This is a genomic window from Microbacterium sp. PRC9 (assembly GCF_031844125.1).
Classification (GTDB): Bacteria; Actinomycetota; Actinomycetes; order Actinomycetales; family Microbacteriaceae; genus Microbacterium.
Map to the genome: position 1 here is coordinate 681,615 of NZ_JAUZUR010000001.1, position 24,409 is coordinate 706,023.

At 71.9% G+C, this 24,409-nt stretch carries 21 protein-coding genes; 7 read left to right on the forward strand and 14 right to left on the reverse strand.

Annotated elements, in window-relative coordinates; translation table 11 throughout:
- Window positions 1–138: 138 nt before the first annotated feature.
- Window positions 139–1,419 (reverse strand): ABC transporter substrate-binding protein, encoded by a 1,281-nt coding sequence (locus tag Q9R33_RS02930; protein ID WP_310248909.1) that lies wholly within the window; start codon window positions 1,417–1,419, stop codon window positions 139–141.
- A 307-nt stretch (window positions 1,420–1,726) separates the two neighbouring features.
- Between Q9R33_RS02930 and Q9R33_RS02935 the strand changes: the two genes are divergently transcribed.
- Genes Q9R33_RS02935 through Q9R33_RS02945 form a run of 3 tightly spaced genes read left to right on the forward strand, consistent with a single transcriptional unit; the run spans window position 1,727 to window position 4,568 of the window.
- A complete protein-coding gene (locus Q9R33_RS02935; RefSeq protein ID WP_056371143.1) occupies window positions 1,727–1,936 on the forward strand; it encodes a heavy-metal-associated domain-containing protein in 210 nt (69 codons plus the stop codon).
- Window positions 1,933–4,227 (forward strand): heavy metal translocating P-type ATPase, encoded by a 2,295-nt coding sequence (locus Q9R33_RS02940; RefSeq protein WP_311292812.1) that lies wholly within the window; start codon window positions 1,933–1,935, stop codon window positions 4,225–4,227. The genes Q9R33_RS02935 and Q9R33_RS02940 overlap by 4 nt, the downstream gene beginning before the upstream one ends.
- A gap of 11 nt (window positions 4,228–4,238) precedes the next feature.
- Window positions 4,239–4,568 (forward strand): metal-sensitive transcriptional regulator, encoded by a 330-nt coding sequence (locus Q9R33_RS02945; protein ID WP_311292813.1) that lies wholly within the window; start codon window positions 4,239–4,241, stop codon window positions 4,566–4,568.
- 3 nt (window positions 4,569–4,571) lie between these two features.
- Here Q9R33_RS02945 and rarD read toward each other — a convergent pair whose 3' ends face one another.
- The gene (gene rarD / locus Q9R33_RS02950) at window positions 4,572–5,486 is read right to left on the reverse strand and encodes an EamA family transporter RarD (protein ID WP_056371611.1); all 915 of its coding nucleotides are present in this window, start codon (window positions 5,484–5,486) and stop codon (window positions 4,572–4,574) included.
- Window positions 5,487–5,872: 386 nt separating this feature from the next.
- On the reverse strand, window positions 5,873–6,169 hold the full coding sequence (gene groES / locus Q9R33_RS02955) for a co-chaperone GroES (protein WP_045275440.1): 297 nt from the start codon (window positions 6,167–6,169) through the stop codon (window positions 5,873–5,875).
- A 407-nt stretch (window positions 6,170–6,576) separates the two neighbouring features.
- Here groES and Q9R33_RS02960 point away from each other — a divergent pair, with 407 nt between their 5' ends.
- From Q9R33_RS02960 to Q9R33_RS02970, 3 genes are all read left to right on the forward strand, one after another.
- Window positions 6,577–8,457 carry an Hsp70 family protein gene (locus Q9R33_RS02960; protein WP_311292815.1) on the forward strand — a complete coding sequence of 627 codons (1,881 nt, stop codon included), beginning with the start codon at window positions 6,577–6,579 and terminating at the stop codon, window positions 8,455–8,457.
- A 33-nt stretch (window positions 8,458–8,490) separates the two neighbouring features.
- Entirely contained in the window at window positions 8,491–11,130 is a 2,640-nt protein-coding gene (locus tag Q9R33_RS02965) for a LuxR C-terminal-related transcriptional regulator (RefSeq protein WP_311292816.1), read from the forward strand.
- A 109-nt stretch (window positions 11,131–11,239) separates the two neighbouring features.
- Window positions 11,240–12,094, forward strand: coding sequence for an IniB N-terminal domain-containing protein (locus tag Q9R33_RS02970; RefSeq protein ID WP_311292817.1), 855 nt, complete (start codon window positions 11,240–11,242; stop codon window positions 12,092–12,094).
- Window positions 12,095–12,561: 467 nt separating this feature from the next.
- Here Q9R33_RS02970 and Q9R33_RS02975 read toward each other — a convergent pair whose 3' ends face one another.
- From Q9R33_RS02975 to Q9R33_RS02990, 4 genes are all read right to left on the reverse strand, one after another.
- Window positions 12,562–14,190: a dynamin family protein gene (locus Q9R33_RS02975; protein ID WP_311292818.1), complete on the reverse strand. Its 1,629-nt coding sequence runs from the start codon at window positions 14,188–14,190 to the stop codon at window positions 12,562–12,564.
- The gene (locus Q9R33_RS02980) at window positions 14,187–16,160 is read right to left on the reverse strand and encodes a dynamin family protein (RefSeq protein ID WP_311292819.1); all 1,974 of its coding nucleotides are present in this window, start codon (window positions 16,158–16,160) and stop codon (window positions 14,187–14,189) included. Before Q9R33_RS02980 ends, Q9R33_RS02975 begins: the two co-directional genes overlap by 4 nt.
- 116 nt (window positions 16,161–16,276) lie before the next feature.
- Window positions 16,277–16,507 carry a hypothetical protein gene (locus Q9R33_RS02985; protein ID WP_056371155.1) on the reverse strand — a complete coding sequence of 77 codons (231 nt, stop codon included), beginning with the start codon at window positions 16,505–16,507 and terminating at the stop codon, window positions 16,277–16,279.
- A gap of 116 nt (window positions 16,508–16,623) precedes the next feature.
- A complete protein-coding gene (locus Q9R33_RS02990; RefSeq protein ID WP_311292820.1) occupies window positions 16,624–17,859 on the reverse strand; it encodes a hypothetical protein in 1,236 nt (411 codons plus the stop codon).
- 184 nt (window positions 17,860–18,043) lie between these two features.
- On the opposite strand from Q9R33_RS02990, the gene Q9R33_RS02995 reads away from it, so the two are divergent.
- Window positions 18,044–19,231, forward strand: a complete 1,188-nt coding sequence (locus Q9R33_RS02995; RefSeq protein ID WP_311292821.1) for a class I SAM-dependent methyltransferase — start codon at window positions 18,044–18,046, stop codon at window positions 19,229–19,231.
- Window positions 19,232–19,237: 6 nt separating this feature from the next.
- Here the strand turns inward: Q9R33_RS02995 and Q9R33_RS03000 are convergent, their stop codons facing one another.
- The 7 genes from Q9R33_RS03000 to Q9R33_RS03030 form a co-directional block, all read right to left on the reverse strand.
- Window positions 19,238–19,654, reverse strand: a complete 417-nt coding sequence (locus tag Q9R33_RS03000; RefSeq protein WP_310248888.1) for a hypothetical protein — start codon at window positions 19,652–19,654, stop codon at window positions 19,238–19,240.
- Between the two features lie 329 nt (window positions 19,655–19,983).
- Window positions 19,984–21,051: a tRNA (adenosine(37)-N6)-threonylcarbamoyltransferase complex transferase subunit TsaD gene (tsaD, locus tag Q9R33_RS03005; protein WP_311292822.1), complete on the reverse strand. Its 1,068-nt coding sequence runs from the start codon at window positions 21,049–21,051 to the stop codon at window positions 19,984–19,986.
- Window positions 21,048–21,533: a ribosomal protein S18-alanine N-acetyltransferase gene (gene rimI, locus Q9R33_RS03010; RefSeq protein ID WP_311292823.1), complete on the reverse strand. Its 486-nt coding sequence runs from the start codon at window positions 21,531–21,533 to the stop codon at window positions 21,048–21,050. Before rimI ends, tsaD begins: the two co-directional genes overlap by 4 nt.
- Window positions 21,530–22,189, reverse strand: coding sequence for a tRNA (adenosine(37)-N6)-threonylcarbamoyltransferase complex dimerization subunit type 1 TsaB (gene tsaB / locus Q9R33_RS03015; protein WP_311292824.1), 660 nt, complete (start codon window positions 22,187–22,189; stop codon window positions 21,530–21,532). Before tsaB ends, rimI begins: the two co-directional genes overlap by 4 nt.
- Before the next feature lie 166 nt (window positions 22,190–22,355).
- A complete protein-coding gene (gene tsaE, locus Q9R33_RS03020) occupies window positions 22,356–22,802 on the reverse strand; it encodes a tRNA (adenosine(37)-N6)-threonylcarbamoyltransferase complex ATPase subunit type 1 TsaE (protein WP_310249031.1) in 447 nt (148 codons plus the stop codon).
- Window positions 22,803–22,906: 104 nt separating this feature from the next.
- Window positions 22,907–24,031: an alanine racemase gene (gene alr / locus Q9R33_RS03025; RefSeq protein ID WP_311292825.1), complete on the reverse strand. Its 1,125-nt coding sequence runs from the start codon at window positions 24,029–24,031 to the stop codon at window positions 22,907–22,909.
- Window positions 24,028–24,408 (reverse strand): holo-ACP synthase, encoded by a 381-nt coding sequence (locus tag Q9R33_RS03030; RefSeq protein WP_310248878.1) that lies wholly within the window; start codon window positions 24,406–24,408, stop codon window positions 24,028–24,030. Before Q9R33_RS03030 ends, alr begins: the two co-directional genes overlap by 4 nt.
- Window position 24,409: the final 1 nt, after the last annotated feature.

Genomic DNA, 24,409 nt, shown 5'->3' on the forward strand with positions numbered 1-24,409 from the left:
GGCATCCGGTCCCCTCCTTCTTCCCTGTGCGAACGCCGACCACGTGCCCTGCGAGTGACGGGAAGCCGAGCGGGCCCCCGAACCAGAAGAGGAACGGCCCCGGGTCCGAGGACCCGGGGCCGTTCACATCTGGGACGATCAGCCCTCGTACGGGACGTACTTGTTGTCGTCGCCGAACTGGTAGATGCCGATCGACGCCTCGGTCGGGTCGCCGACCTCGTCGAACGTGATCGGGCCGGAGATGCCGTCGTAGTCGGCGACACCGCCACCCACGATGATGGCCGCGCACTCGGCGTACGTGGTGCACTTCTCACCCTCGCCGGAGCCGCCCGAGACCTCGATGAGCTTCTCGGCGATCGCGGTTCCGTCGGTCGACTGCGCCGCCAGGGCGGCCAGCGCGATCAGGATCGTGGCGTCGTACGACTCCGCACCGTAGGTGAACTCGGTGAGCGGCGCGTTGCCCTCGCCCTCGTTGAACTCCTGCAGCGCGTCGGTGAAGTCCGTGATCGCGTCGAGCGACAGGCCCGGGAACGTTCCCTTCGCGCCCGTCAGCGAGCCCGCAGGGAACTGCTCGCCGAAGTTGGCGAGGTTGCCGTCGACGAAGTACAGGTCCTCCGCGGGGTACTGACCGAACAGGCTGGGCAGGATCGTCTTGACCTCTTCGAACGTGATCAGGGCGATCGCGTCGGGGTCGGCCGCGAGGACCTCCGAGATCTGCGCGTCGAAGCTCGTGTCACCCGTGTTGTAGGTGGGAGCCGCGACGACCTCGCCGCCGGCGGCCTCGAAGGCCTCGGTGACGTACTTCGCCAGGCCGGTGCCGTACGAGTCGTTCAGCACGATCATGCCGAGCGTCTGGTGGCCGTCCTCGGCGATGAGGTTGCCGAGCACCTCGCCCTGGAGGACGTCCGACGGAGCGGTGCGGAAGTAGAGTCCGTTGTCGTCGTAGGTCGTGAACGCGTCGGAGGTGTTCGCCGGCGAGAACTGGATGACCCCGGCACCGGTGACCTGGTCGATGAACTGCAGCGACGTGCTCGACGACGCCGCACCGATGATGGCGGAGACGTCCTCGCCGAGCAGGCGCGGGATCTCGGTCTCGTAGGCCTTGTTGTCGGTGTCACCGGAGTCGCCGTACTCGACGTCGAGGGTGAGTCCCGTGTCGGCGCTCGCCTCGTTGATCTGCGAGACCGCGTACGCGACGCCGGCCTCCTCGGGCGGGCCGAGGAATGCGAGGTTGCCCGTCTGGGGAAGTGCCGTGCCGATCTTGAGGCTCAGCTCCTCGACGGGACCTGCGCTCTCGCTGGCCTCGCCACCGGTGCCGCCACCGCCGCCGGAACAACCGGCGAGGACGAGGGCGCTGGCGCCGATGAGCGCGATGCCACCGAGGACGGTGGTCGTGCGCGAGCGGGTGAAGACGCTCATGTTGCTCCTTGCTGTGCGATTACAACGGGAACGGCTCGGGCGCCGACCCAGTGCACTAAACCTAATCGCCGTCAAGCGTCGCCAATGTTGCCTTTCGTTAACGATCTGTAACAGCTTGAAAACCGTGATCGGACCGTAATTCCAGACGCTCGCCGGGCTCCTCCGCTGTGGATAACTCGTCGGCCTGTTCGCGCGCACCGCCGGATCCGATTCCGAGGCCGGCGCCGGCCTCCCATACCCCTTGTGGGTATACACTGGAGCGACTGGGTACCCCTGAGGGGTATCCTCACGACCCAGAGGAGAAATCATGGCTGAGGCCGAGTACACGGTGACGGGAATGAGCTGCGGGCACTGCGAGGCGTCCGTGCGCGGCGAGGTGTCGAAGCTCGAGGGCGTCAAGGACGTCCAGGTGAGCGCGGCCGCCGGCACGCTGAAGATCGTCTCCGCCGCCGAGCTCGCCGACGACGCCGTCATCGCGGCCGTCGACGAGGCCGGGTACAGCGCGGTCCGCGCATGAGCGAGACCTCGACCCCCGCCGCCCGGTTCGAACTCGAGATCGGCGGGATGACGTGCGCGTCGTGCGCCGCGCGGATCGAGAAGCGGCTGAACCGGATGGACGGGGTCGAGGCATCCGTCAACTACGCCACCGAGAAGGCGTTCGTCACGGCTCCCGCGGGACTCGACCCGCAGGCGCTCATCCAGGAGGTCGAGAAGACCGGGTACACGGCCGCTCTCCCCGCACCGCCGGCGACAGAGCCCACGGCTGAGGAGCCCGCCGACCCTGAGCTCACGAGCCTCAGGCAGCGACTCATCGGGTCGATCGTGCTGTCGGTCCCGGTGATCGTCCTGGCGATGATCCCGGCCCTGCAGTTCACCTACTGGCAGTGGGCGTCGCTGGCGCTCGCGGCGCCGGTGGTGGTGTGGGGCGCGTGGCCGTTCCACCGGGCCGCCTGGATCAACCTGCGCCACGGCGCGGCCACGATGGACACGCTGATCTCGCTCGGCGTCTCTGCGGCGTTCCTGTGGTCGCTGTACGCGCTGTTCTTCGGCCACGCGGGCATGCCGGGCATGACGCACACGTTCGAGTGGTCCGTCACACCCGAGAGCGGCGCAGGCGACATCTACCTCGAGGTCGCCGCCGGCGTCACGACGTTCGTGCTCGCGGGCCGGTACTTCGAGCAGCGGTCGAAGCGCCGCGCGGGTGCCGCACTGCGGGCCCTCCTCGAGATCGGCGCGAAGGACGTCGCCGTGCTCCGTGCTTCCGGCGACGGCGTCGCCGAGGTGCGCGTGCCGGTCGCCGACCTCCGCGTCGGCGAGGAGTTCGTCGTGCGACCCGGCGAGAAGATCGCCACCGACGGCATCGTGACCTCCGGCACCTCCGCCGTCGACGCCTCGATGGTGACGGGCGAATCTGTCCCCGTCGAGGTCTCCCCCGGCGATGCGGTCGTCGGCGCCACCGTCAACGCGGGCGGCCGGCTGGTCGTGCGCGCGACGCGCGTCGGCGACGACACGCAGCTCGCGCAGATGGCGCGGCTCGTCGAAGACGCCCAGTCGGGCAAGGCCAAGGTGCAGCGCCTGGCCGATCGCATCTCGGGCGTGTTCGTCCCGATCGTGCTGCTCATCTCGCTCGGCACGCTCGTGGCCTGGCTCCTCACCGGCGCCCCGGCTTCCATGGCCTTCACCGCGGCCGTCGCGGTGCTCATCATCGCGTGCCCGTGCGCGCTCGGGCTCGCGACCCCCACCGCCCTGCTCGTCGGCACCGGCCGCGGCGCGCAGCTCGGCATCCTCATCAAGGGCCCCGAGGTGCTCGAGTCCACGCGCACGGTCGACACGGTCGTGCTCGACAAGACCGGCACCGTCACGAGCGGACGCATGTCGCTCATCGACGTCATGATCACCGGATCCGCCGACCCGCACACGAACCAGGCGTCCGCGGCTCGCGCCGAGCTGCTGCGTCTCGCGGGCGCCCTGGAGCACGCCTCCGAGCACCCGATCGCGCAGGCGATCGCCCGCGCCGCGACCGCCGAGTCCGGAGACCTGCCGCCGGTCGAGTCGTTCCAGAACGTGCCGGGCAAGGGCGTCTCGGGCGTCGTCGAGGGGCACGCGGTGCTCGTCGGCCGCGAGGCCCTGCTCGCCGACTGGGCGCTGAGCCTCCCCGACGACCTGGCTGTCGCCAAGGCCGCGGCCGAGGCGCTGGGACGCACACCGGTCCTCGCCGCCTGGGACGGCGCGGTGCAGGGCCTCCTCGTCGTCGCCGACCAGGTCAAGCCCACGAGCCACGAGGCAGTGCGGCAGCTCAAGGCCCTCGGTCTCGCGCCCGTGCTCCTCACCGGCGACAACGCCGCCGCGGCACAGGCCATCGCCGACGAGGTCGGCATCGAGCGCGTGATCGCCGAGGTGCTTCCGCAGGACAAGGTCGCCGTCGTGACCGAGCTCCAGAGCGAGGGCCGCCTCGTCGCGATGGTCGGCGACGGCGTGAACGACGCCGCCGCCCTCGCCCAGGCCGACCTCGGTCTGGCGATGGGAACCGGGACGGATGCTGCGATCGAGGCATCCGACATCACCCTGGTCCGCGGGGATCTGCGCAGCGCGGCCGACGCGATCCGTCTCTCGCGCGCGACCCTCCGCACGATCAAGGTCAATCTGTTCTGGGCCTTCGCGTACAACGTCGCCGCGATCCCGTTGGCGGCGCTGGGCCTGTTGAACCCTATGATCGCCGGAGCGGCGATGGCCTTCTCGAGCGTCTTCGTCGTGGGCAACAGCCTGCGCCTGCGTCGCTTCCGCAGCCTCTCGACCGCTCACCGTTGAAGGAGCCCGACATGACCGACACCACCCTCGAGCACGCGCACTCCGACTCCGGCGAGCACTCCCACCACGGCTACATCACCGACAAGGACAAGTACCTCAATCGCCTCAAGCGCATCGAGGGGCAGGCCCGCGGCATCCACAAGATGGTCGAGGACGAGAAGTACTGCATCGACATCCTCACGCAGATCAGCGCGCTGACCTCCGCACTGGAGGCCGTCGCCGTGGGTCTGCTGGACGACCACCTTCGCCACTGCGTGGTGGATGCTGCGCGCCTGGGCGGCGCCGAGGCCGACGCCAAGATCACCGAGGCCACGCAGGCCATCGCCCGCCTGGTGCGCTGAGCGCTACGCCGCGACGCGGCTGCGGCGGGCGTGGATGAGCGAATCGACCGTGAGCACGGTGAGCGCGACCCACACGAGCCCGAAGCCGATCCAGCGCTCGAGGGGCATCGGCTCACCCAGCACGAGCCAGCCCACGAGGAACTGCAGGACCGGCGCGACGAACTGCAGCAGCCCGATGGTCGTGAGCGAGACGCGGCGCGCGCCCGCGGCGAACAGCAGCAGCGGCACCGCGGTGATGACGCCGGTCAGGCTGAGGAGCACCGTGTGCTGCCAGCCGTCCGCACCCATCGTGAGCCCCTCGGTCGCGCCGACGATCACGAGCACGACCACCGCGATCGGCGTGAGCCACAGCGTCTCGAGGGTCAGCCCGCTCACGGCGTCGACCGACGGGCCGACCTTCTTCTTCACGAGGCCGTAGACGCCGAAGGATGCCGCGAGCGTGAGCGCGATCCACGGGAAGGCGCCGTAGCCGATCACGATCACTGCGACCGCCGCCGCGGCGATGCCGATGGCGACCCACTGCGTCGGCCGCAGCCGCTCGCGCAGCACGAGCACGGCGAGCAGGACCGTCGCGATCGGGTTGATGAAGTAGCCCAGGCTGGTCTCGATCACGTGACCGTTCAAGGCCCCGTAGATGAACACCTGCCAGTTGACGTAGATCAAGAGGCCCGCGATCACGGTGAGGCCGAGCACCCTCGGCTGCCGGAAGATCGCTGCGAGCCGCGGCCACGTGCGGGTCACCGTGAGCAGGAGCGCGCAGAAGACCAGCGACAGCAGGATGCGCCACGCCACGATCTCCCACGGCCCGGTGGGCGCCAGGAGTAGGAAGTACAGCGGCAGGAAGCCCCACAGCAGGTACGCGGAGAACGTGAAGACCCCGCCGAGCCGGCGCTCCCTGGCCGCGGCCGCATCGGACACGGCCCTGCGGGTCCCGGTGGTGACGCCCAGGTCGAGCGCCGTCGAGTCGTCGAGCCCGTCCACCACGTCGCGATCGGGAAGGGCAGACTGCTCGTGACTCACCGGGTCAGCCTACGCCCGCACCGCCGCGGCGCGGCCCGCAGCCGAAGAGTCGCAGCATCCGTTCTCCGTCGTCCATGGTGTCATTCCTGCCACCGCCAGACGACCCGCCCCTCCCCTCCCCTCCCCTCGCCTCGCCTCGCTGCTCCGCAGTCGCTTCTGGTGCGTTGCGGGCCACCGGCTCCCACCCTTTGTGACTGCGGAGCACATCGTGTCGTGCACGCAGACGACGAAAGGGCCGGATGCCGAAGCATCCGACCCTTTCGGGGTGCGCGTGGTGCGCGAACTCAGCGAACGACGACCGCGAGGACGTCGCGAGCCGACAGGACGAGGAACTCGTCGCCGCCGAACTTGACCTCGGTCCCGCCGTACTTGCTGTAGATCACGCGGTCGCCGACGGCGACGTCGAGCGGGATGCGGTTGCCGTTGTCGTCGATACGACCCGGGCCCACCGCCACGACCTCGCCCTCCTGGGGCTTCTCCTTGGCGGTGTCGGGGATGACCAGACCGCTGGACGTGGTCTGCTCGGCCTCGACCTGCTTGATGACGATGCGGTCCTCGAGCGGCTTGATGGAAACCGACACGGTCTACCTCTTCTTTCTTGAGACTAAGACTCGTTAGCACTCTGACGTTGAGAGTGCTTACGTCAGTCTAGGCAACCGGCTGGCACTCATGCAACGTGAGTGCCAATGCGACGTCACACGGATGCTGCGCCCCGCCGTTGCGCCGAACCGGACGCCGACTCGCACGACGATGTATCAGAATCGCGCCGGGCGTCTCCGTGGATGTGTCCTTGTTTTGCGAGCACCCCCTCGCGCTGGCGCACCCGCGGTGGTAGACCAGTGGCCGGGGGGAGACTCGTCCTGAACTCTTTGGGGGAGTTTCAGCGATGGTTTCGCATGAGTACGCACTCGCGGTCGATGTCGGCACGAGTAGAACGGCCGCCGCTACGGCCCGAACCGGATCCAGCGGCGAAACAACGGTCACACCTGTGCCCTTGGGCCGAAGAGGCGACAACGTCGCCTCCGTCGCCTTCGTCACGGACGACGGAGACCTCCTGTTCGCCGACGCCGGCGAGCGCCGCGGCCTGAGTCAGCCCGAGCGCCTGATCCGCGAGTTCAAACGCGGCGTGGGCGACGACGTCCCGATCGCGGTGGGGGGACGCTCGCTCAGATCCGAGGACCTCTTCGCGCGCGCCTTCGCCGCGGTCGTGCAGACCGTGAGCGAGCGCGAAGGCGCTCCCCCGGCGGCGATCGCGCTGACGCACCCCACGGCGTGGGGACCGCACCGGCTCGCCCTGGTCACGCAATCGCTCGGCGGTCTCGGCATCCGTGACGTCGAGCTCATCCCCGAGCCGGAGGCCGCAGCTCGTCACTACGGCGCGACGCACCCGCTCGCGGCCGGCCAGGCGCTGGCGGTCTACGACCTGGGCGGCGGAACGTTCGACGCCGTCGTGCTCCAGCAGGGGGCCGGATCGGCGTTCGCGGTGCGCGGCGAGGCCGCAGGCATCGACGACCTCGGCGGCGCCGACTTCGACGACGCCGTGTTGCGCCACGCCCTCACGGTCTCGGGCATCGCGGCGAGCGCGCTGTCGCTCGACGACCCCGACACACGCCTCGCCCTCCAGCAGCTGCGACGCGATTGCGTCGAGGCGAAGGAGGCGCTCTCGTTCGACTCGGATGCGGTGATCCCGGTGTTCGTCGGAGGCGCACGTTCGAGCATCCGGGTGACGCGGGCGGAGTTCGAGTCGATGATCGAGCCGGCGCTGGAGCGCACGGTGGACGCCCTCGAGCGGACGATCGACTCGGCGGACCTCGCGCCCGGTCAGCTCGCGGCGCTCGTGCTCATCGGCGGCTCGTCGCGCATCCCGCTGGTCGCCCAGAAGCTGTCGGAGAGGTTCGACCGCCCCGTGGCGATCGACGCCGATCCCAAGGCATCCATCTCGCTCGGCGCCGCGCGCACGGCGCTCGCGCGCCTCGAGGAGCGCGCGCTCGCTATCGTTCCGGAGACGCCGGCGACGTTCGACGACCTCGTGTCACAGGCCGCACACGGGCTCGATCTTCTTCCGCCGCGCGCAGCAGGCGCCGCAGCGCGACCGGAGCACGCTGCGAAGCGCGGACTGACACTGCTGATCAGCGCCGCCGCGGTGGCGGTGGCGGGCGGCCTCGTCTTCGCCGGCACGATGGCCGCCGGGTCGCTGGCCGAGGCCGAGGACCCGCGCCCGGCGCCCACCCGCACAGCGGACGAGGAGGAGCCGTCGTCGGCCCCGCCCGCAGCTCTGCCGAAGGCGGCACCGGTGTCGGCCGCGGCGCCCCTCGCCGAGCACGCCGCCTCGCCGGTCGAGGAGAAGACCACCACGCCCGCGCCGAAGTCGGCGAACCCCCGCAAGGCGACCGCGACCAAGGCGATGGCGGAGTCGGACGCACGCACTCCCGCCACCAGCCCGAGCCAGGCCGCGAAGGCCGCGTCGCCGTCGTCGGGGTCCGGTTCGGGAACGGGCTCGGGGTCCGGTTCGGGGTCGGGGTCGGGTTCGGGGTCGAACTCCGCGTCGACCAGCCCTGCGACGAGCACCGCTCCCGGCGGGTCGACGGCGGACGATCCGCCCGCCGACCCGACGCCGAGCGATCCGCCGGCCGATCCGACGCCGACCGACCCGCCCGCCGATCCCCCTCCGTCCGACCCACCGGCAGACCCGACGCCCAGCGATCCGCCCGCGGATGCGACGCCGACCGACCCGCCGGCGGACCCCACCCCGACCGATCCTCCGGCGGACCCGCCCGCGGACCCGGCCCCCAGCGACCCTCCCCCCGATCCCGCCCCGAGCGAGCCCGCCCCGAGCCCCGAACCGACGGACGTGCCGATCCCGCAGTGAGCGGGTGACGCACACGACACGCAAGGGTTCGACATGCTCCTCGCGACAGATCGCCCGGCCGCCATGGCCGCTCGCAGCGGCGCCCCCGGCCTCCCCCGGCGCCTCCGGCCCGTCGTGGACGCGCTGGCCGCCCGGGCAGGGCGCGCACCGCGTGCGCTGGTGGTGGGCACGGCAGGCTCTGGCAAGACGACGCTGCTGCAGCGACTGGAGGACGCCTTCGTCGCCGGCGAGCGCGACGTCGCGGTGATGCCGGACACCGCGGGTGAGATCGTGCGTCTTCCCGCCGCGCACGTGCTCCTCGTCGACGACCTGCACCTGCTGCGACCGGAACTGCTCGCCGCCGTGCGCCGTCGGGCCGACGACCCCGACGCGGGCCTCATCGTCGCGAGCAGGCCGTGGCCGACGACGGACGCCACCGTCACCATCGCGCGCCTGCTCGAGCACACGCAGCCCGCGATCGTCCTGGGGCATGTCTCGCGCTCGGACGTGCTCGACGATCTGGAGACGCGTCGGCTGTCGATCCCGACGGTGTGCGTGGATCGCGTCCTCGCGCTCACCGACGGGGTGTCGTGGCTCGTCGCCGAGGCCATCGCCGCCCACGACGAGCGCGACTGCGTCGACGACGCCTCCCATCGCGCGCTGTCGCGCGTGCTCGACGACCGCGTCGCGCACCGGCTCGAGACCGTCGACGCCGACATCCGCACCTTCGTCGAGCGTCGCTGCCTCGTCTCGGCCCACGGCCCTGCGCCGGCGGACCGCGAGGGGGACGACGAACTCGCTCTCCGCGCGTACGCCGAAGGGCTGCTGCTGCGGGGCGGACGCGCGGCGCCGGCGGTGCGCTCAGCCGTGCGGTCCGCGGCGTCGGCGCAGACCATAGCCCTGCTGACGGCGGAGCTCGGCGACGGCCTCACGCTCGCCGTCGCGAGCGACGACCCGGACTACGCCGCGATGCTGTCGCGCCTGCACACGCCCGGGCTCGGTGCCGCGCTGGCCGACCAGGGCGACCGGCTGCTCGACAGCCACCCCGAGCGTGCGCGGGAGCTGTACCAGGCGGCGTGGGACGCGGGTCTGCAGGCGACGGCGCTCCTCGAACGCCGGGCTCAGGCTGCCTGGGCCGTGGGCGATCTCGACGAGGCCGCGGTCCTCACCGAGGCCGCGCGCACCCGGGTGGACGACGAGCCCGGTACCGGCGACTCGGGTGCCCGCGAGCATGCCGACCGTCTCACCGACCTCGCCGCGGCCGTCTGGGCGGCGCGGGGCATGCTGGCCCAGAGCGCTGCGACCTACCGCGCGATGCCACCGCGGACCGCGGCCGCATCGGCCCGCGCGACCATCGCGGCGCTGGGCGTCGGCGACGGCACCGCCCTCGCCGCTGCGAAGACGGAGCCCGACGAGCTCGCCGCCATGCCGTCGACCCTCGGCACCGCGATGACCCTCGTCGACCGGGGCCTGCGCGCGACGCTCGCCGCCGACGCGACGGACGCGGTGCTCGTCGACCTCATCCGGGCGTCCGAGATGTACACCTCCGCACGCACGTCGGCGCCGATCGCCGAGCCGCCCGCGGTGATCGCCGCGATCGTCGCGCTCCACCTCGGCGACACCGTCACGGCGCAGTCCATCGTCGACGATGCGATCGCGGGCGGGCACGGCGGGCAGTGGGCGCGCCCGCGGCTGCTGCTGTGGCGCGCCTGGATCGCCGTGCAGCGCGTGCGCCCGCACGACGCCCGCCTCGCGCTGGCACAGGCCGACGCGCAGCCCGGCGTGCGCTCACCCCGCGACCGGCTCCTCGCGCGGGCGGTCGAGGTGGCGCTCGCACGCCGGTACGGCGACGCCGCCGATCTCGCCGCCGCCTGGCGCACCGCCCACACCGCGCTCCTGCGCGTCGACGTCGACGCCTTCCTCTTCCTGCCCGTGACCGAACTCGTGTCTGCGGCCGCGAAGGCGGGCGACGCCGATCGCGCCGCGCAGGCGCTGGAGCGGGCTCTCGAGGTCGCCGATGGACTGGGCGGTTCGCCGCTGTGGACGGCCGCCGTGCGATGGGCGGGCGTGCAGCGCAGCATCCTTCTCGGTCGTCCGGATGAGCTGATCCCGCATGCGCACGCCCTCGTCGCCGCGGGCCATCACAGCGCCGTGGCCGCCGCGATGGCGAAGGCCGGCCGCATCTGGACGTCGGTGCTCGCCGGCACCGTCGATCCCGACGCCGTCGAAACGGCCGCCCAGCAGCTCGCCTCGTTCGGCATGGCATGGGATGCTGCGCGCCTGGCCGGTCACGGAGCCGCACGCTCGACCGATCGGCGCGTGAGCGCGCGGCTGCTGGCCCGGGCACGGGAGCTGCACCCGATCGAGCTGGAGCGGACCACGGCGCCCGCCGCCGGAGAGCCCGCGGCCGCCCGCGCCGACAGCGACGCGTCGCCCGCCGCCGAGGTGCTCAGCGAGCGCGAGCGCGAGGTCGCGCGGCTCGTGCTGCAGGGCAAGACCTACGCCGAGATCGGCGAGGCCATCTTCATCTCGCCGCGCACCGCCGAGCACCACATCGCACACATCCGCCGTCGCCTGGGCGCGACGTCGCGCTCGGACGTGATCGCGAAGCTGCGCCTGCTCATGAGCGAACCCGCCTCGGCGGCCGACGCACCGGGCACGGAGACCGACGCGGACCCCCATCGGACCGCGTGACGCCATAGGGGTTAGCCCCGATGCCGACCCCACGACATCTGAATACCGTGAGCAACACGTTCAGTATTGCGGACACCTGTGCCGCACGCACCCGACGCTGGAGGGGACCATGACTACGCCGATCGAGACGGTCGCGGATGCGCTGATCGCGTTCATCCTGAGCCTGCTGCGCGATCCCCACGCGGTCGAGGAGTTCAACGACGACCCCGACGGCGCGATGGCCGCGCGCGGCATCCAGGGCGCGTGCGCCGCCGACGTTCGCAGCGTCGCTCCTGTCATCGTCGACCACCCGTCGGTGGCACCGCGGCCTGCGAGCCACCAGACGGTCGTCAGAGAGTCCGTCCCCGATCCCACCCCCCGCAGCACCGATCCCGAGGTGGTCCGCGAGATCTCGCGCATCATCAACCAGTTCACGACGATCGACGCGCGCTCGACCATCGTCGACCAGTCCACGAACCAGAACATCTGGACGCAGGGCGGCGACCTCACCCAGATCTTCGACCAGAGCGCGGTCGTCGCCGCGGGCGACGGATCCGTGGCCGCGGGCGACGACGTCCTGGTCGACGAGTCCGAGACGACGATCGGCGTCGGCGACGTCGCGGTCGGCAACACCACCGGCAGCCACAACACCACCACCACCGGCGACGCCGACGACGAGGCCGACGCGCCCGTCGACGCCGAGGTCGCGGACCCGGACGCGGCGGACACGGATGCCGCAGCATCCGTCCTCGCGGATCCCGTGCTCGACGACGGCCTGTCGCAGGTGACCGACGCGGTGGACACGGCAGCGGATGCCGCTGCCACCGCCGCGACGCAGCCGCCGGCGCCCGCCGAGCCCGCACCTGCGGAGGACGCGGCACCGCTCATGGCGGACATGACGGACACATCGGGCGTCGACGCCGCGGAGCCGCTGACGCCGCCCGAGCCCGAGGCATATCCCGACGAGCCGCTCGAGGATCAATGAGCAATCCGGCCGTGACCGACCCCACGACTCCTCCGCCCGGTGCACCCGCGGCGTCGTCCCCGCCCGCTTCTTATCCGGCGAGACCCGCGCCGGAGCGCCCACCTGTCGCCCGACCGAGCACGGCGCCGGTGATCGTGAAGCTGACGCCGCCGTTCTCGGTGAGGCTGAGCCAGCTCTGCTGGATCCTGAGCTTCGCGGTCGGCGCGTTCGCGATCGTCTACATGTTCGTGATCCGCGAGACGCAGCTTCCCCTGATGGCCGACGTGGTGCGTGGCGTCGCGGAGGGGCGCAGCGACGAGACCTACGAGACGGCGGCCGACATCATCTTCTGGTCGGTCTTCGGCACGCTGGTGGCGGTGCTGCTGACGCAGGTCACGCTGCTCGTGTCGTTCATGAGCCGCAAGCCGCACGTGCGGTGGTGGCAGCTGGGCACCCTGCTGCTGCAGGTGATCGTGGTGCTGCTGGCGTCAGAGGTCGTCGCGATCGGCGAGCGCGGCGAGCCGCTCCTTCCCGTGCTCGCCGGACAATGCGGACTCGTCGTGCTCGCTCTCCTCATCAGCGCGCTCCCCCGAGCGATCGCCTGGTCCGCCCGGCGTCACGACGTCCGCCACGGAGGCGACTCCCCCACCCTCGGGGACTTCTGACACGATCGCCTCCAGGCTACGGATCACGACGCGGCACACCGCGACCGCGGCGCGGTCGGTGAGCGGCGAGTCGCTCAGCCGCCGCCAGTGGTCGAGCTGCACGAGGGCGCGCTGCCGCACGGCCTCCGCTCCCGCGTCCTCCGGGAGCCCGAGCCGGGTGGTCGCCGGCGTCCCGTCGCCGCCGATGATCGCGACGGCCTGCGCCGCGTCGGGCGCCGCGAGCGGGAGTCCTTCGGCGCGTGCCGTCGCGAGCAGCGAGAGCTCGCGCAGGGCGTGGGCACCGGCCGACAGCCTCTCGATGCCGGCGCGGATGACGACGGCACCGGCGACGGGGCGCTCGTCGATGAGCCGCTCGAGCCCGAGGAGGACGCCGCGGACCTTGAGCGTCGCCTCGCGGGTGCGGAACTGATCGCGGACGAACTGCTGCAGCGGGATGAGGCCGCTCTGCTCGACCAGCTCGCGCGACAGGTCGGAAGACGAACGCGCCCCTCCCCGGATGAGCGCGGTCGCCAGCCGCACGCCGAAGATGCCGAACCGCTCCAGCAGGGCGGCGCGCTCGTCGGCGCCGAGGGTGGTGAGGGCGGTGTCGCGGACGAACCGGTCGGCCGACACCAGGAGCCGCTCCCGGTCGGCCCGTTCGAGACCGGCGAGCTCGCGGAACGCGGCGTACTCCCGCTCGCGCAGCGTGCGCGCGCCCTCGGCGAGGAGCCCCGCCACAGGGATCACCCCCAGGAGCAGCGATGCGAGCGAGCTGTCCCGCGCGTAACGCCGCGCGACCTTCCCTGCCGAGAGGAGGGAGTCGATGCGGCCCGACCCGATCTCGTCGGCGCGCGACAGCACGCCGACGGCGCAGATCGTCTGCGCGGCGCCTGCGGCGGTGTCGCGGAAGGCCTCGAGGAACTTCACGTCCGACGGATGCAGATGGCGAAGGAGGTAGACGACGGCGTCCGCACCGGAGGCGGACTCCTCGGGGGCGAGGAAGGTCGCCGCGCGCGCGGAGGTCGAGGCCGACAGCGAGGCGATGCCGGGTGTGTCGATGAGGATCACGGATTTCAAGGCATCCAACGGCCACCCGACGTCGATCCACGAGACGTCCTCCGCGACCGTGTCGCCGAGGTCCAGGACGAGGCGGCCGTCATCGCGGCGCACCGGCATCCGACGGGTCTGTCCGCTCCGCAGGTGCAGCGTGATCGTCGGCGTCATCGAGTAGCGGTACCAGGTGACGACCTTCGTGCACTCCCCGGCATCGGTGGGGGCGATCTGCTCGCCCAGCATCGCGTTGAGGAGCGTCGACTTGCCCGCCTTGACCATGCCGGCGAGCGCGAGCCGCAGGGGCTCGGCGAGACGCCGGTCGAGCTCGTCGAGCACACCCAGCGCGGTCGCATCACCGGCGTACGCGTCGCGCGCCTCGGCCAAGAGCGCCCGTGCGTCCTCCCGCATCGACGTGCTCACCGGTCGGCCGCCGCGGGCTGCGGCTCGTGCGGCAGCGCCGCGGGCGTCACCGCGGGTGCCGGCGCCGCGGGCGTCACCGCGGGCGGCGGGGGCGGTGGCGGGGGCGTCACCGCCCGCGTGCCGCCCTTCGGCAGCGGTGGGATCGCTCTGCCGAACGTCTCGAGGCGCCCGAGCTGTGCGCGCAGCTGGGCGACGCGCTCGTCACGCTGCGAGGTGTAGGTGACCGCGGACTGCTTCGCCGCGTTGAGGGCGTCGGTCAGCGACCGGTGCAGCTCGTCCGCGATGGCGCCGAAGTGGTCGCGTCCCGCGCGCTGGACGAGACGCAGGCGGTCCTTGAGCTGTTTGCCGACCTGGAAGCTGACTTCGTCGATGTACCGGCGCACAAGGGTCTTCGCCTCGTGCTGCCGGCGCGACAGCCGCGCCGACATGTCCTCGCGGTAGGCGCGGCGTCCGACGAGCACGCCCGCCAGCAGCGAGAAGGGATTGATGAGCGACAGGCCCACGAGGCCTGTGGCCAGGCCCACCATGAGCACGCCGCCGTACGAGCCGCGCACGCCGATGTAGATGCGCTCGGCGGCGTTCATGCGTCCGGGGTCGAGGCCCGCGAGCTCTTCGACGGGATCCATCACGCCCCGCGTGTCGCCCACGTCGATGTGCGGCAGCGAGAGCTCCCCCTCGGCGAAGAGCTGCGCGACCTCCTCCGACAGCCACTTCGAGCGCTCGTCGGTCCAGACGAAGGTCTCCGACACCGCCGCGACCACCCGCTGGCTCAGCCACTCCGAGAACTGGTCCCAGATGGGCCCGGGGTCGCCGTCCTCGATCGCGTTCTCGGCCTCGCGCTGAACCTTGCGCAGGCGATCGCGAAGGTCGTGCTCCATGTCGGCGATGAGGTCGGCGATGCCGTCGGTCAAGGTGACCTGCCACCGCGAAGAGCGGCTGCGGAACTCGTCGGCGCGCGCCTTTGCCTCCTCGAGCTGGGCGATCATCTGCGGCGTGCCCTCGGGGTTGAGGATCGTGCTCAGCTCGGTGCGCAGCGACATCGCGAGCTGTTCGACGACCGAGGTCAGGTCGTGCACGGCGCTGCGCTCGTGGATGAGCTCCGCCTGGGCGAGCACGTCGCGCCGCAGGTGCGCGACGAGCGCCGGGAAGCCCGACTCGGCGTTGAGGGTGCCGTCCTGGAGCTCCGCGGCGAGCAGGCGCAGGTCGCTCGAGACCGAGTAGAGCGGCACATCGCCGATTCCCTCGAGGTGCCCCTTGTCGATCGACTCGATCTCGCGCCACGACGGGTAGAGGTCGGTCTTGGCGAGCACGGCGGCGACGTTCGGCGAGATGCGCATCGCGTGCTTGAGCAGCTGCATCTCGGGCTCGGTGTACTCCTGCGACGCATCCGAGACGAGCAGCACCGCATGTGCGGTCGACAGGGCCGACAGCGTGCTGAGGGCGTTGAACGACTCGAGGCCGCCGACGCCGGGCGAGTCGACGAGCTTGAGCCCTCCCTTGAGGATCTCGCGCGGCAGCAGCACCTCGGCCGACACGATGCGGCGTTCGTTCCCCGGGTTGCCCCGTTCGGAGACGTACTCGGCCACGGACGAGATCGGTATGGTGCGCCGCTCGACCGCGTCCGCAGCATCCGTCTCCCTGATGAGCACGGATGCCGACGGCTCCGCCGCGTAGCCCACCGAGGTCGACACGCTCGTCGCGATGTCGTCGTCGACGGGGCAGGCGGGGGCGTTCACCAGCGCATTGATGAGCTTGCTCTTGCCCTGCTTGAACTCGCCCACGATGATGACGCGCACATCCGGGTCGAGCAGGCGCGCCCGAGTCTGCTCGAGGCGGCGGAACAGGTCGGCGCGACCGGTCTCGGACGCGATCCTCTCGACGCCGGAGGCCACGTCGATCAGCTCCGTCGTGCGGCGGACTGCCGGCGTGGGGGCGTTGGGGTGGCCTGCGGGTTCCGGGGTCTCGGCCATCGTGGCCTCCTCAAAAGGTCGCGTGCGTCAGCGCCTCTCCCCACCCCATGCTGGCAGAGCGAGGGGCGGGATGCACCGGGTGCGATGCGCCGGTCGGCGCGGATCGGATGACCGGCTCAGAGAGGGAGGTCGAGATCGCCGCCGTCGACGAGGGGATCCGGCCCCCAGAGGAGGTCGGCATCCCATTCAGAGCCGTCGACGTCGGCGATCTCATCGGAGAACGGATCGGCGAACACCGGATCCGCGAGCCCGTCCGTCGCGGGCTCCGCGGCGCTTGTCCAGGCGTCAGGCTCGAACGGCACGGAGTCGTCCGGCGTCGGGTCGCCGGGGATCCGCCAGTCCGTCATGCCATGCACCTCTCTCGCGCCGCTCCGACTCTAGCCTCGCCCCGTCTCGGCGGGGCGTCGGGTGAAGTGCGACGTGCCCGGCCGCCGAACCGGCGGCCGGGCCTGTCGCTCGGGTGTCAGAGGTCGAGATCGAAGTCGTTCGCGTCAGCGCCGGGGCTGAGCAGGTTCACGTCTTCGACGTCGACATCGACATCGACCGAGTGGTCGTCCTCCCACGAGTTGTCGACCGAGTTGTCGTTGAAGGCATCGCTGACGTCGACAGTCCAGTTGTCGGAGTAGTCGTAGTCGTCGTTGTACGAGTCGGTCGTGTTGCCGATCGCGACGTCGCCGACATTCACCTCGAACGTGGAGTTGTCGATGTTGACGTCTCCGCCGGCCGCAGCCGACCCGTCCCCCGAGGCGACGACGTTGTCGTTGCTGAACACCTGCGTGACGTTGCCACCCGTGGCCCAGCCGCCGGCAGCGCCCGTGTCGCCGGCTGCGCCACCCGAGCCCGCGCCACCCGTGCCCGCACCGCCGGCAGCGCCAGTCCCGGCGCCTCCCGCCGCGCCCGTGCCCGAGCCGCCGGTGCCGTTGGCCGCAGCGTCGGCACCCGTGCCGAGACCGACCGTGGCCGTCGCGGTCCCGCCGGAGCCTGAACCGCCCGTCCCCGCGCCGCCGGCTGCGCCCGTGCCCGAGCCGCCTGAACCCCCAGTGCCCAGGCCGCCCGTGCCGGACCCGCCGTCGGCGCCGATCGCCCACGCCGCTCCACCCGAACCCGACGCCGTCGTGATGTTCTGGTTGACGGAGTTGTCGACGTTCGTCGAGCGGTTGTCGATCGACAGGTTGAACGCGCCGCCGCCGTCGTCGAGAGCCGCGAAGCCCGCGCCGCCGCCACCGCCGCCGTCGCCGGTCGAGCCGATGATGTTGAGGTCCTCGAAGCCGACGTTGTACTGCCGCACGCCGGCGTTGACCGAGAAGTCGTTGGCCGAGTCGTGGACCGACTTGTCGTTGAACGCGTCCTCGATGTCGACGTCGATGTGGGTGGAGTTGTCCGAGTTGTCGGAGTTGTCGGAATTGTCCGAGTTGTCGGAATTGTCCGAGTTGTCGGAGTTGTCCGAGTTGTCGGAATTGTCCGAGTTGTCGGAGTTGTCGGAATTGTCCGAGTTGTCGCTGTTGTCGCTGTTGTCGGAGTTGTCCGAGTTGTCGGAGTTGTCCGAGTTGTCGGAGTTGTCCGAGTTGTCGTTGAACGAGTCGGTGATGCCGACTCCGATGTCGGTCGAGTTGTCGTTGTTCGAGAGGAGATCGTTGTTCGACAGGATGTCGTCCGTGACGGTCTGGATCCCCAGCAGGTTGTTGTTGTCGTCGGCCATGATCTTCCTTCTCTCAGAGTGCCGAAAAACCGCTTCCAGATGAGTGTCCCGAGGAGGGCGAACCCGCACATCGGGGGTGTTCCCGGGGCTTGCCCCCGATGAGAGGGGGATTCGGACGGGGGTTCCGGGGGGCGCTGCGGGGTCCGCGGTGCCCGCGCGGGCGCCCGCGCCGTAGGCTCGGCGGGTGGAACTGTCCGAACTCGAAGCGCTCCTGACACCCGAGGGCCTGCGCCTGCTCGACGCGATGCCGCCGGTGGACTCCTCCGACGATGTCGCGCGCACCGTGACGCGGCTGCGCCGCGACGGCCACTCGCCCGACCTCGTCTCGGCGGTCGTCGGCCAGGCACGCCTCCGCACGCGCGCGCGGGCGAAGTTCGGCGAGCTGGCGGCGCGGATGCTGTTCACCCGTGCCGGGCTCGAGCAGGCGACGCGGCTCGGCATCGCGGCCCGCCACGCGGCGCGGTTCCGCTCCGCGGGCTTCGCGCGCGTCGCCGACCTCGGCTGCGGCATCGGCGGGGACGCCCTCGGGCTCGCGGGGCTCGGCCTGCGCGTGACCGCGGTCGACGCCGACGAGGTCACCGCCGGCATCGCCGCCTACAACCTCGCGCCCTTCGGCGCGGACGCCGAGGTGCGTCTCGGCACCGCGGAGGACGCCGACCTCGACGGCATCGAGGCCGTGTGGCTGGACCCGGCACGCCGCACCGCCGGACACTCCGAGACCGCGCGCACGCGCCCGCAGGACTGGTCACCCTCGCTCGACTGGGTCTTCGACCTCGCGCGCCGCATGCCCGTCGGCGTGAAGCTCGGCCCGGGCCTCGACCGCGCTCTCATCCCCGACGACGTCGAGGCCCAGTGGGTGAGCGCGGACGGCTCGACGATCGAGCTCGTGCTGTGGTCGGGCGCGCTCGCGCGCCCCGGTGTGCGCCGCGCTGCGCTCGTCATCCGCGGCGACCAGGCTCACGAGATGACGGCGGAGACGGATGCTGCGGACGAACCCGCCCGCGAACTCGGCGCCTTCCTGCACGAGCCCGATGGCGCCGTCATCCGCGCGCGCCTGATCGGCGACGTCGCACGCACGCTCGAAGCGGGGATGCTCGACGAGCACATCGCCTACCTCACCTCGGACGCCGCCCTCACGTCGCCGTTCGTCTCGACGTTCCGCGTGCGAGAGGTGCTGCCCGCCGACGAGAAGGCTCTCGGCAAGGCGCTGCGTGAGCGCGACATCGGCCGCCTCGAGATCAAGAAGCGGGGCGTGGACGTGGACCCCGCCGCCCTCCGCACCCGCCTGAAGCTCCGTGGCTCGACGGCCGCGACCCTCGTCCTCACGCGGATCGGCACCCGCCGCACCGCGATCCTCGCCGACCGTGTCTGACGCGGATCAGCCGATGATGTCGGCGCGCGCCGCGGCGTAGAGGAGCCAGCCGGCGCTGTAGAGGATCGACAGCGTGCCGAGCACGATCGCCCAGACGGCCACCGCGCGGCTTTCGAGCGGACGGCGCAGCGCGATGATCGCGGACACGATCGCGACGAGCCCGATCGGGAAGCCCCAGCCGACGAACATCGACACGAGGAGTCCGAGGATCGCGAATCCGAGCGCCCAGCCCGCGAGCCCGCGGTGGAACGCCGAGTCCGATGCCGTCCACGACGTGGTGTCGGGCGCGAACTCGCCACCCGGCTCCGCCGGTGCGGTCTCCACCGTGACGGCGACCGGCGCCGTCGGCAGCCGGAGGAACCCTCCGCGGTGAGCGCCCGGCAGCGGCGACGCGTCCTGCGCGATGTCGACGTCGGGCGACACGGACGTCACCGTCGGCCCGGCCGGCCGGGCCGGTGCCTCCGGCGGAACAGACGCTGAGGTCTCCGAAGTCGCCGAGTCGAGGTCGCCCGGATCCTCGGGGCGTTTCGTCTCTGCGTTCGGACTCGCAGGCTCGCTCGACGAGCGGGATGCGGCGTCGGGTCCATCCACTCCATCCGAAGTTCCCGCTCGTTGAGCGGAGGGCGCTCTGGCGCCCGCAGTCGAAACGCCTGCCGCATCCGCAGGCGCCGGGTCGAGATCGGCCTGATCAGTCCCGGGCGTCGCGACCTCGGGCTTCTCGGGGTCGCCGGGCTGCGGCATCCGTTCGTCCGTCATGCCGACTCCGCGACCTGGATCTCCGTGACCGGAAGGGTCGAATCGGCGCCGAACTCGAGCGTCGAGGGCGCGCGGCCCGACATGATGAGCTCGGAGGTCAGCGCCGCGATCATCGCGCCGTTGTCGGTGCACAGCGACAGCGGCGGGATGCGCACGGTGACGCCGTCGGCCGCGCCGCGCTCGAGAGCGACGTCGCGCAGCCGGCGGTTGGCGATGACGCCGCCGCCCAGCAGCAGGCGCGGCACGCCGTGGTCGCGGCAGGCGGCGAGGGCCTTGGTGACGAGCACGTCGACGACGGCCTCGCGGAAGCTCGCAGCGACGTCGGCGACCGGCACCGGCTCACCCGCCGCCTCGCGCTGCTCGACCCAGCGGGCGACCGCCGTCTTGAGCCCCGAGAACGAGAAGTCGTAGCGGTGCTTCGCCATGTCCGACGCGCGCGACAGCCCGCGCGGGAACGGGATGGCCTTCGGGTCACCGGATGCTGCGGCCCGGTCGATCTCAGGACCCCCGGGGTACGGCAGCCCGAGCAGGCGCGCGACCTTGTCGAAGGCCTCGCCGGCGGCGTCGTCCATGGTCTCGCCGAGGAGCTCGACGTCGGTGGTGAGGTCGCGGACCAGGAGCAGCGAGGTGTGCCCGCCCGAGACGAGCAGCGCGACGGTCGGGTACTCGAGCGGCGGCGCGTCGGCATCGAGGATGTCGGCGGCGATGTGCCCGACGAGGTGGTTGACGGCGTAGAGCGGCTTCTCGAGCGACACCGACAGCGCCTTGGCGGCGCCCACGCCGACCATCAGCGCGCCGGCGAGCCCCGGCCCCGACGTGACGGCTACGGCGTCGAGGTCGGCGAGCGCGACGCCCGACTCGGCGAGCGCCGCTTCGATCGACGGCTGCAGCGCCTCGAGATGCGCCCGCGCGGCGACCTCGGGCACGACGCCGCCGTAGCGGGCATGCTCGTCCATCGAGCTCGCGATCGTGTTCGACAGCAGGGTGCGGCCTCGCACGATCCCGATCCCGGTCTCGTCGCAGCTCGTCTCGATGCCGAGCACCAGCGGTTCGGCACGGTTCACGTGCACACCCCTCCGTCCGCGTCGCGGCGGGCCCACCCGCGCAGGTCGAGCTTCATCACCACGGCGTCGACGTCGTCGGGCTGGTAGTAGCGGGGCTTGCGGCCGATCTCGGCGAAGCCCTCCGATACGTACAGCGCCCGCGCGACGGGGTTGTCGGCGCGCACCTCGAGGAACACGTCCGTCACGCCGCGGCGGGCGGCCTCCTCGAGCAGTGCACGCAGCATCGCGCGACCGCGACCGCGGCCCCTCGACACCTCGGCGATCGCGATGGTCTGGACGTCGGCATCCCGCGCCCCGGCGACGGCGCGCAGTCCCGCGTACCCGACGAGACGGCCGGCCTCCTCGTCGACGACGTACCAGCTGTGCGGCGAGGCGAGCTCTTCGCGCATCATGGCCTCGGACCACGCGTCGGTCGGGAACGACGTCCGCTCGAGCGTCATGATGGCGGCGAGGTCTTCGCCGGTCGCGGGGCGGAGGGTCACGAGCCCACCCGCTTCGGAGCGTGCGGGAGCGTCACGTCGGGCGAGCGCAGATAGAGCGCGTCGGCGGGGCCGATCGTGCGTCCGGCGGCGAGCGCGCGGGCCGCGGCGAGCCCGAGCATGCCCGCGGGGATCCGGTCGGCGTCGCGGCGCGCGGCACCGACGTTCGCGAGCACCGCATCGAGATCGTCGCGCGGCGCGAGCGCGGGCTCCGTGACGCGCACGGGCAGGCCGTCGTCGTCGAGCCCGCGGTAGAGCGTGTAGGCGAACTCGCGGCGGCGCGCGTCGGTGACGACAGCGAACGTCTCGTCGACGGCATCCTCGTATCCGCCCGTCAGCGCGTCGTGGATGAGCAGCTCGAGGGCGACCGCGTCGTGGCTCGCGACCGGCACGACCGGCACACGGCGCCCGAGGGCGAAGGTGCGCGCCGCGGCGATGCCCACCCGCAGCCCGGTGAACGGGCCGGGTCCCATACCCGCGGCGACATGCGTGACATCGGACGGGGAGACGGATGCCTCCGCCAGCGCCCGCTCGATCAGCGTGCCGATGACCTCGGCGTGGCCGCGCGGGTCTGCGCTCTCGACCTGGGAGCGGATCACGCCGTCCGGCTCGACCACCGCCACCGCGGAGCCGAGGGACGTGTCGATGCCGAGGATCACCCTTCCAGGGTAGTCGGGCGCCACGGGAGCCTCTCCGCCCGACGCTCCCCGCCTCCTCATTTGAGGACCAGGGCCGAATCGAGGAGCTGAACCGGTGGTGCGATCCGCATCTCGGCACACATCCTCAATTGAGGAGGCGGGGATGGATGTCGCGAGCCGACGTCGGCTAGGGGTGGCGCGTGATCTTCACCAGGCGAGGGGTGTCGGCGTCGAGGTCGGCCTCATGGGCGACGGTGCCGCAGGCGTTGTCGACGCCGCGGCCGTGCCACTCGCGTTCGAGCTCGACCTCCCACCACCGCTCGCGCAGGCCGTCGACCAGACCGCGGCCCCACTCCACGATCACGACGGAGCCGTCGAAGTCGATGTCGAGGTCGTCGAGCTCGGCCGCCGAGCCCAGGCGGTACGCGTCGACGTGCACGAGCGGCGCTCCGCCCGAGAGCGACGGGTGCGTCCGGGCGAGCACGAACGTGGGGCTCTGGATGGGTCCGCGCACGTCCAGCCCCCGGCCGATGCCGCGGGTGAGGGTGGTCTTGCCCGCGCCGAGCGGACCGGTGAGCACCACCATGTCGCCGGGGCGCAGCATCCGTCCCATCTCTTCGCCGAGTGCCTCCATCGCGTCCGGCGAGGTGATCTCGCGCGTGCCGACGAGGGCGTCCAATCCTTGTGCCGTGGTGTCCACGCCCCGTGCAACACCGGGGACGTCGCCTTCGTTCCCGCTCACTCCGACACCTGCCGGCGGGGCACGCGGACTCCGATGCGCGTGACGACCTCGTAGTTGATGGTGCCCGCGGCCTCCGCCCAGTCGGTCGCCGACGGCGCCCCGAGGGTCGGGTCTCCGAACAGCACGGCCGTGTCACCCACGGCAACGGGAGCGTCGCCCACGTCGACGACGAACTGGTCCATCGCGATGCGGCCCGCCACGGTGAACCGACGCCCGCCGATCACGACGGGCCCGGCACCCGACGCCTGGCGCGGCACCCCATCGGCGTAGCCGAGGGGCACGAGCGCGAGCGTCGTCTCGCGCTCGGCGCGGTAGTCATATCCGTACGACACGCCCTTGCCCGCGGGCACGCGTCGCACGGCGGCCACCGCGCCGCGCAGGGTCATCGCCGGGCGCAGGCCGAGATCCGCCGAGGTGCGGTCGTCGAACGGCGAGAGTCCGTAGATCCCGATGCCGATGCGCACGCAGCCGAGGCGCGATTCGGGAAGGTCGATCGCGGCGTGCGTCGCCGCGATGTGCCGCAGCGGCGGCGCGAGACCGAGCGAGGCGGCGGCGGCGACGCCGTCTTCGAAGGCGCGCAGCGCCGCGCGGTCGTCTTCGGTCGATGCGTTCGAGAGGTGGCTGAACAGCGCGATGACGCGGACGCGGCCGATCCGCTCGAGGCGCGCCGCCTCGGCGAAGACAACGCGGTAGTCCTCGGGCGCGATGCCGTTGCGCGAGAGCCCGGTCTCGAGCTTGAGGTGCACCCCGACGGGACGATCGGCGGATGCTGCGGCCGCCGCCTTCTGCAGCTGGTCGAGGCTCGAGATGCCGAGTTCGATCCCCCGCGCGGCGGCTTCGGCGAAGTCGGCGCCCGCAGCGTGCAGCCACGCGACGATCGGCGCGTCGATGCCGGCGTGGCGGAGGGCCAGCGCCTCGGTGATGTCGGAGACGCCGAGCCGCGACGCGCCGCCGGCGAGTGCCGCGAGCGCCGAGCGCACCGCGCCGTGTCCGTATCCGTCGGCCTTGACCACCGCGATGATCTCGGACCCGGTGAGCCGGCGGAGGTGCCGCACGTTGTCCTCGATCGCGCCGACGTCGATCAGGGCCTCACGCAGGGCTCCGGCGGGCAGGCGGCTCACGCTCTCTCCTCGGACTCGCCGGCGGGCACCGCCTCGGCGATGACGTACGCGGTCGCGAGGCCAGCGTCGTGCGAGAGCGACAGGTGCAGCGCCGTGATGCCGCGCTCCGCGACGACCGCGGCCGTCGATCCGCACAGTGAGAACACGGGACGACCGGATGCCTCGGACGCGATCTCGATCTCGGCCCAGTGCACCCCGTCGGAGCCGCCGAGCGCCTTGATGAGCGCCTCTTTCGCCGCGTACCGCGCGGCCTGCGAGTGCGGCTTGAGCTGCTGCTCCGCCTCCGAGAAGAGGCGTCGCAGCAGTTGCGGGGTGCGTTCGATCGTCCGCTCGAACCGAGGGATGTCGACGAGGTCGACGCCGATACCGACGATCATG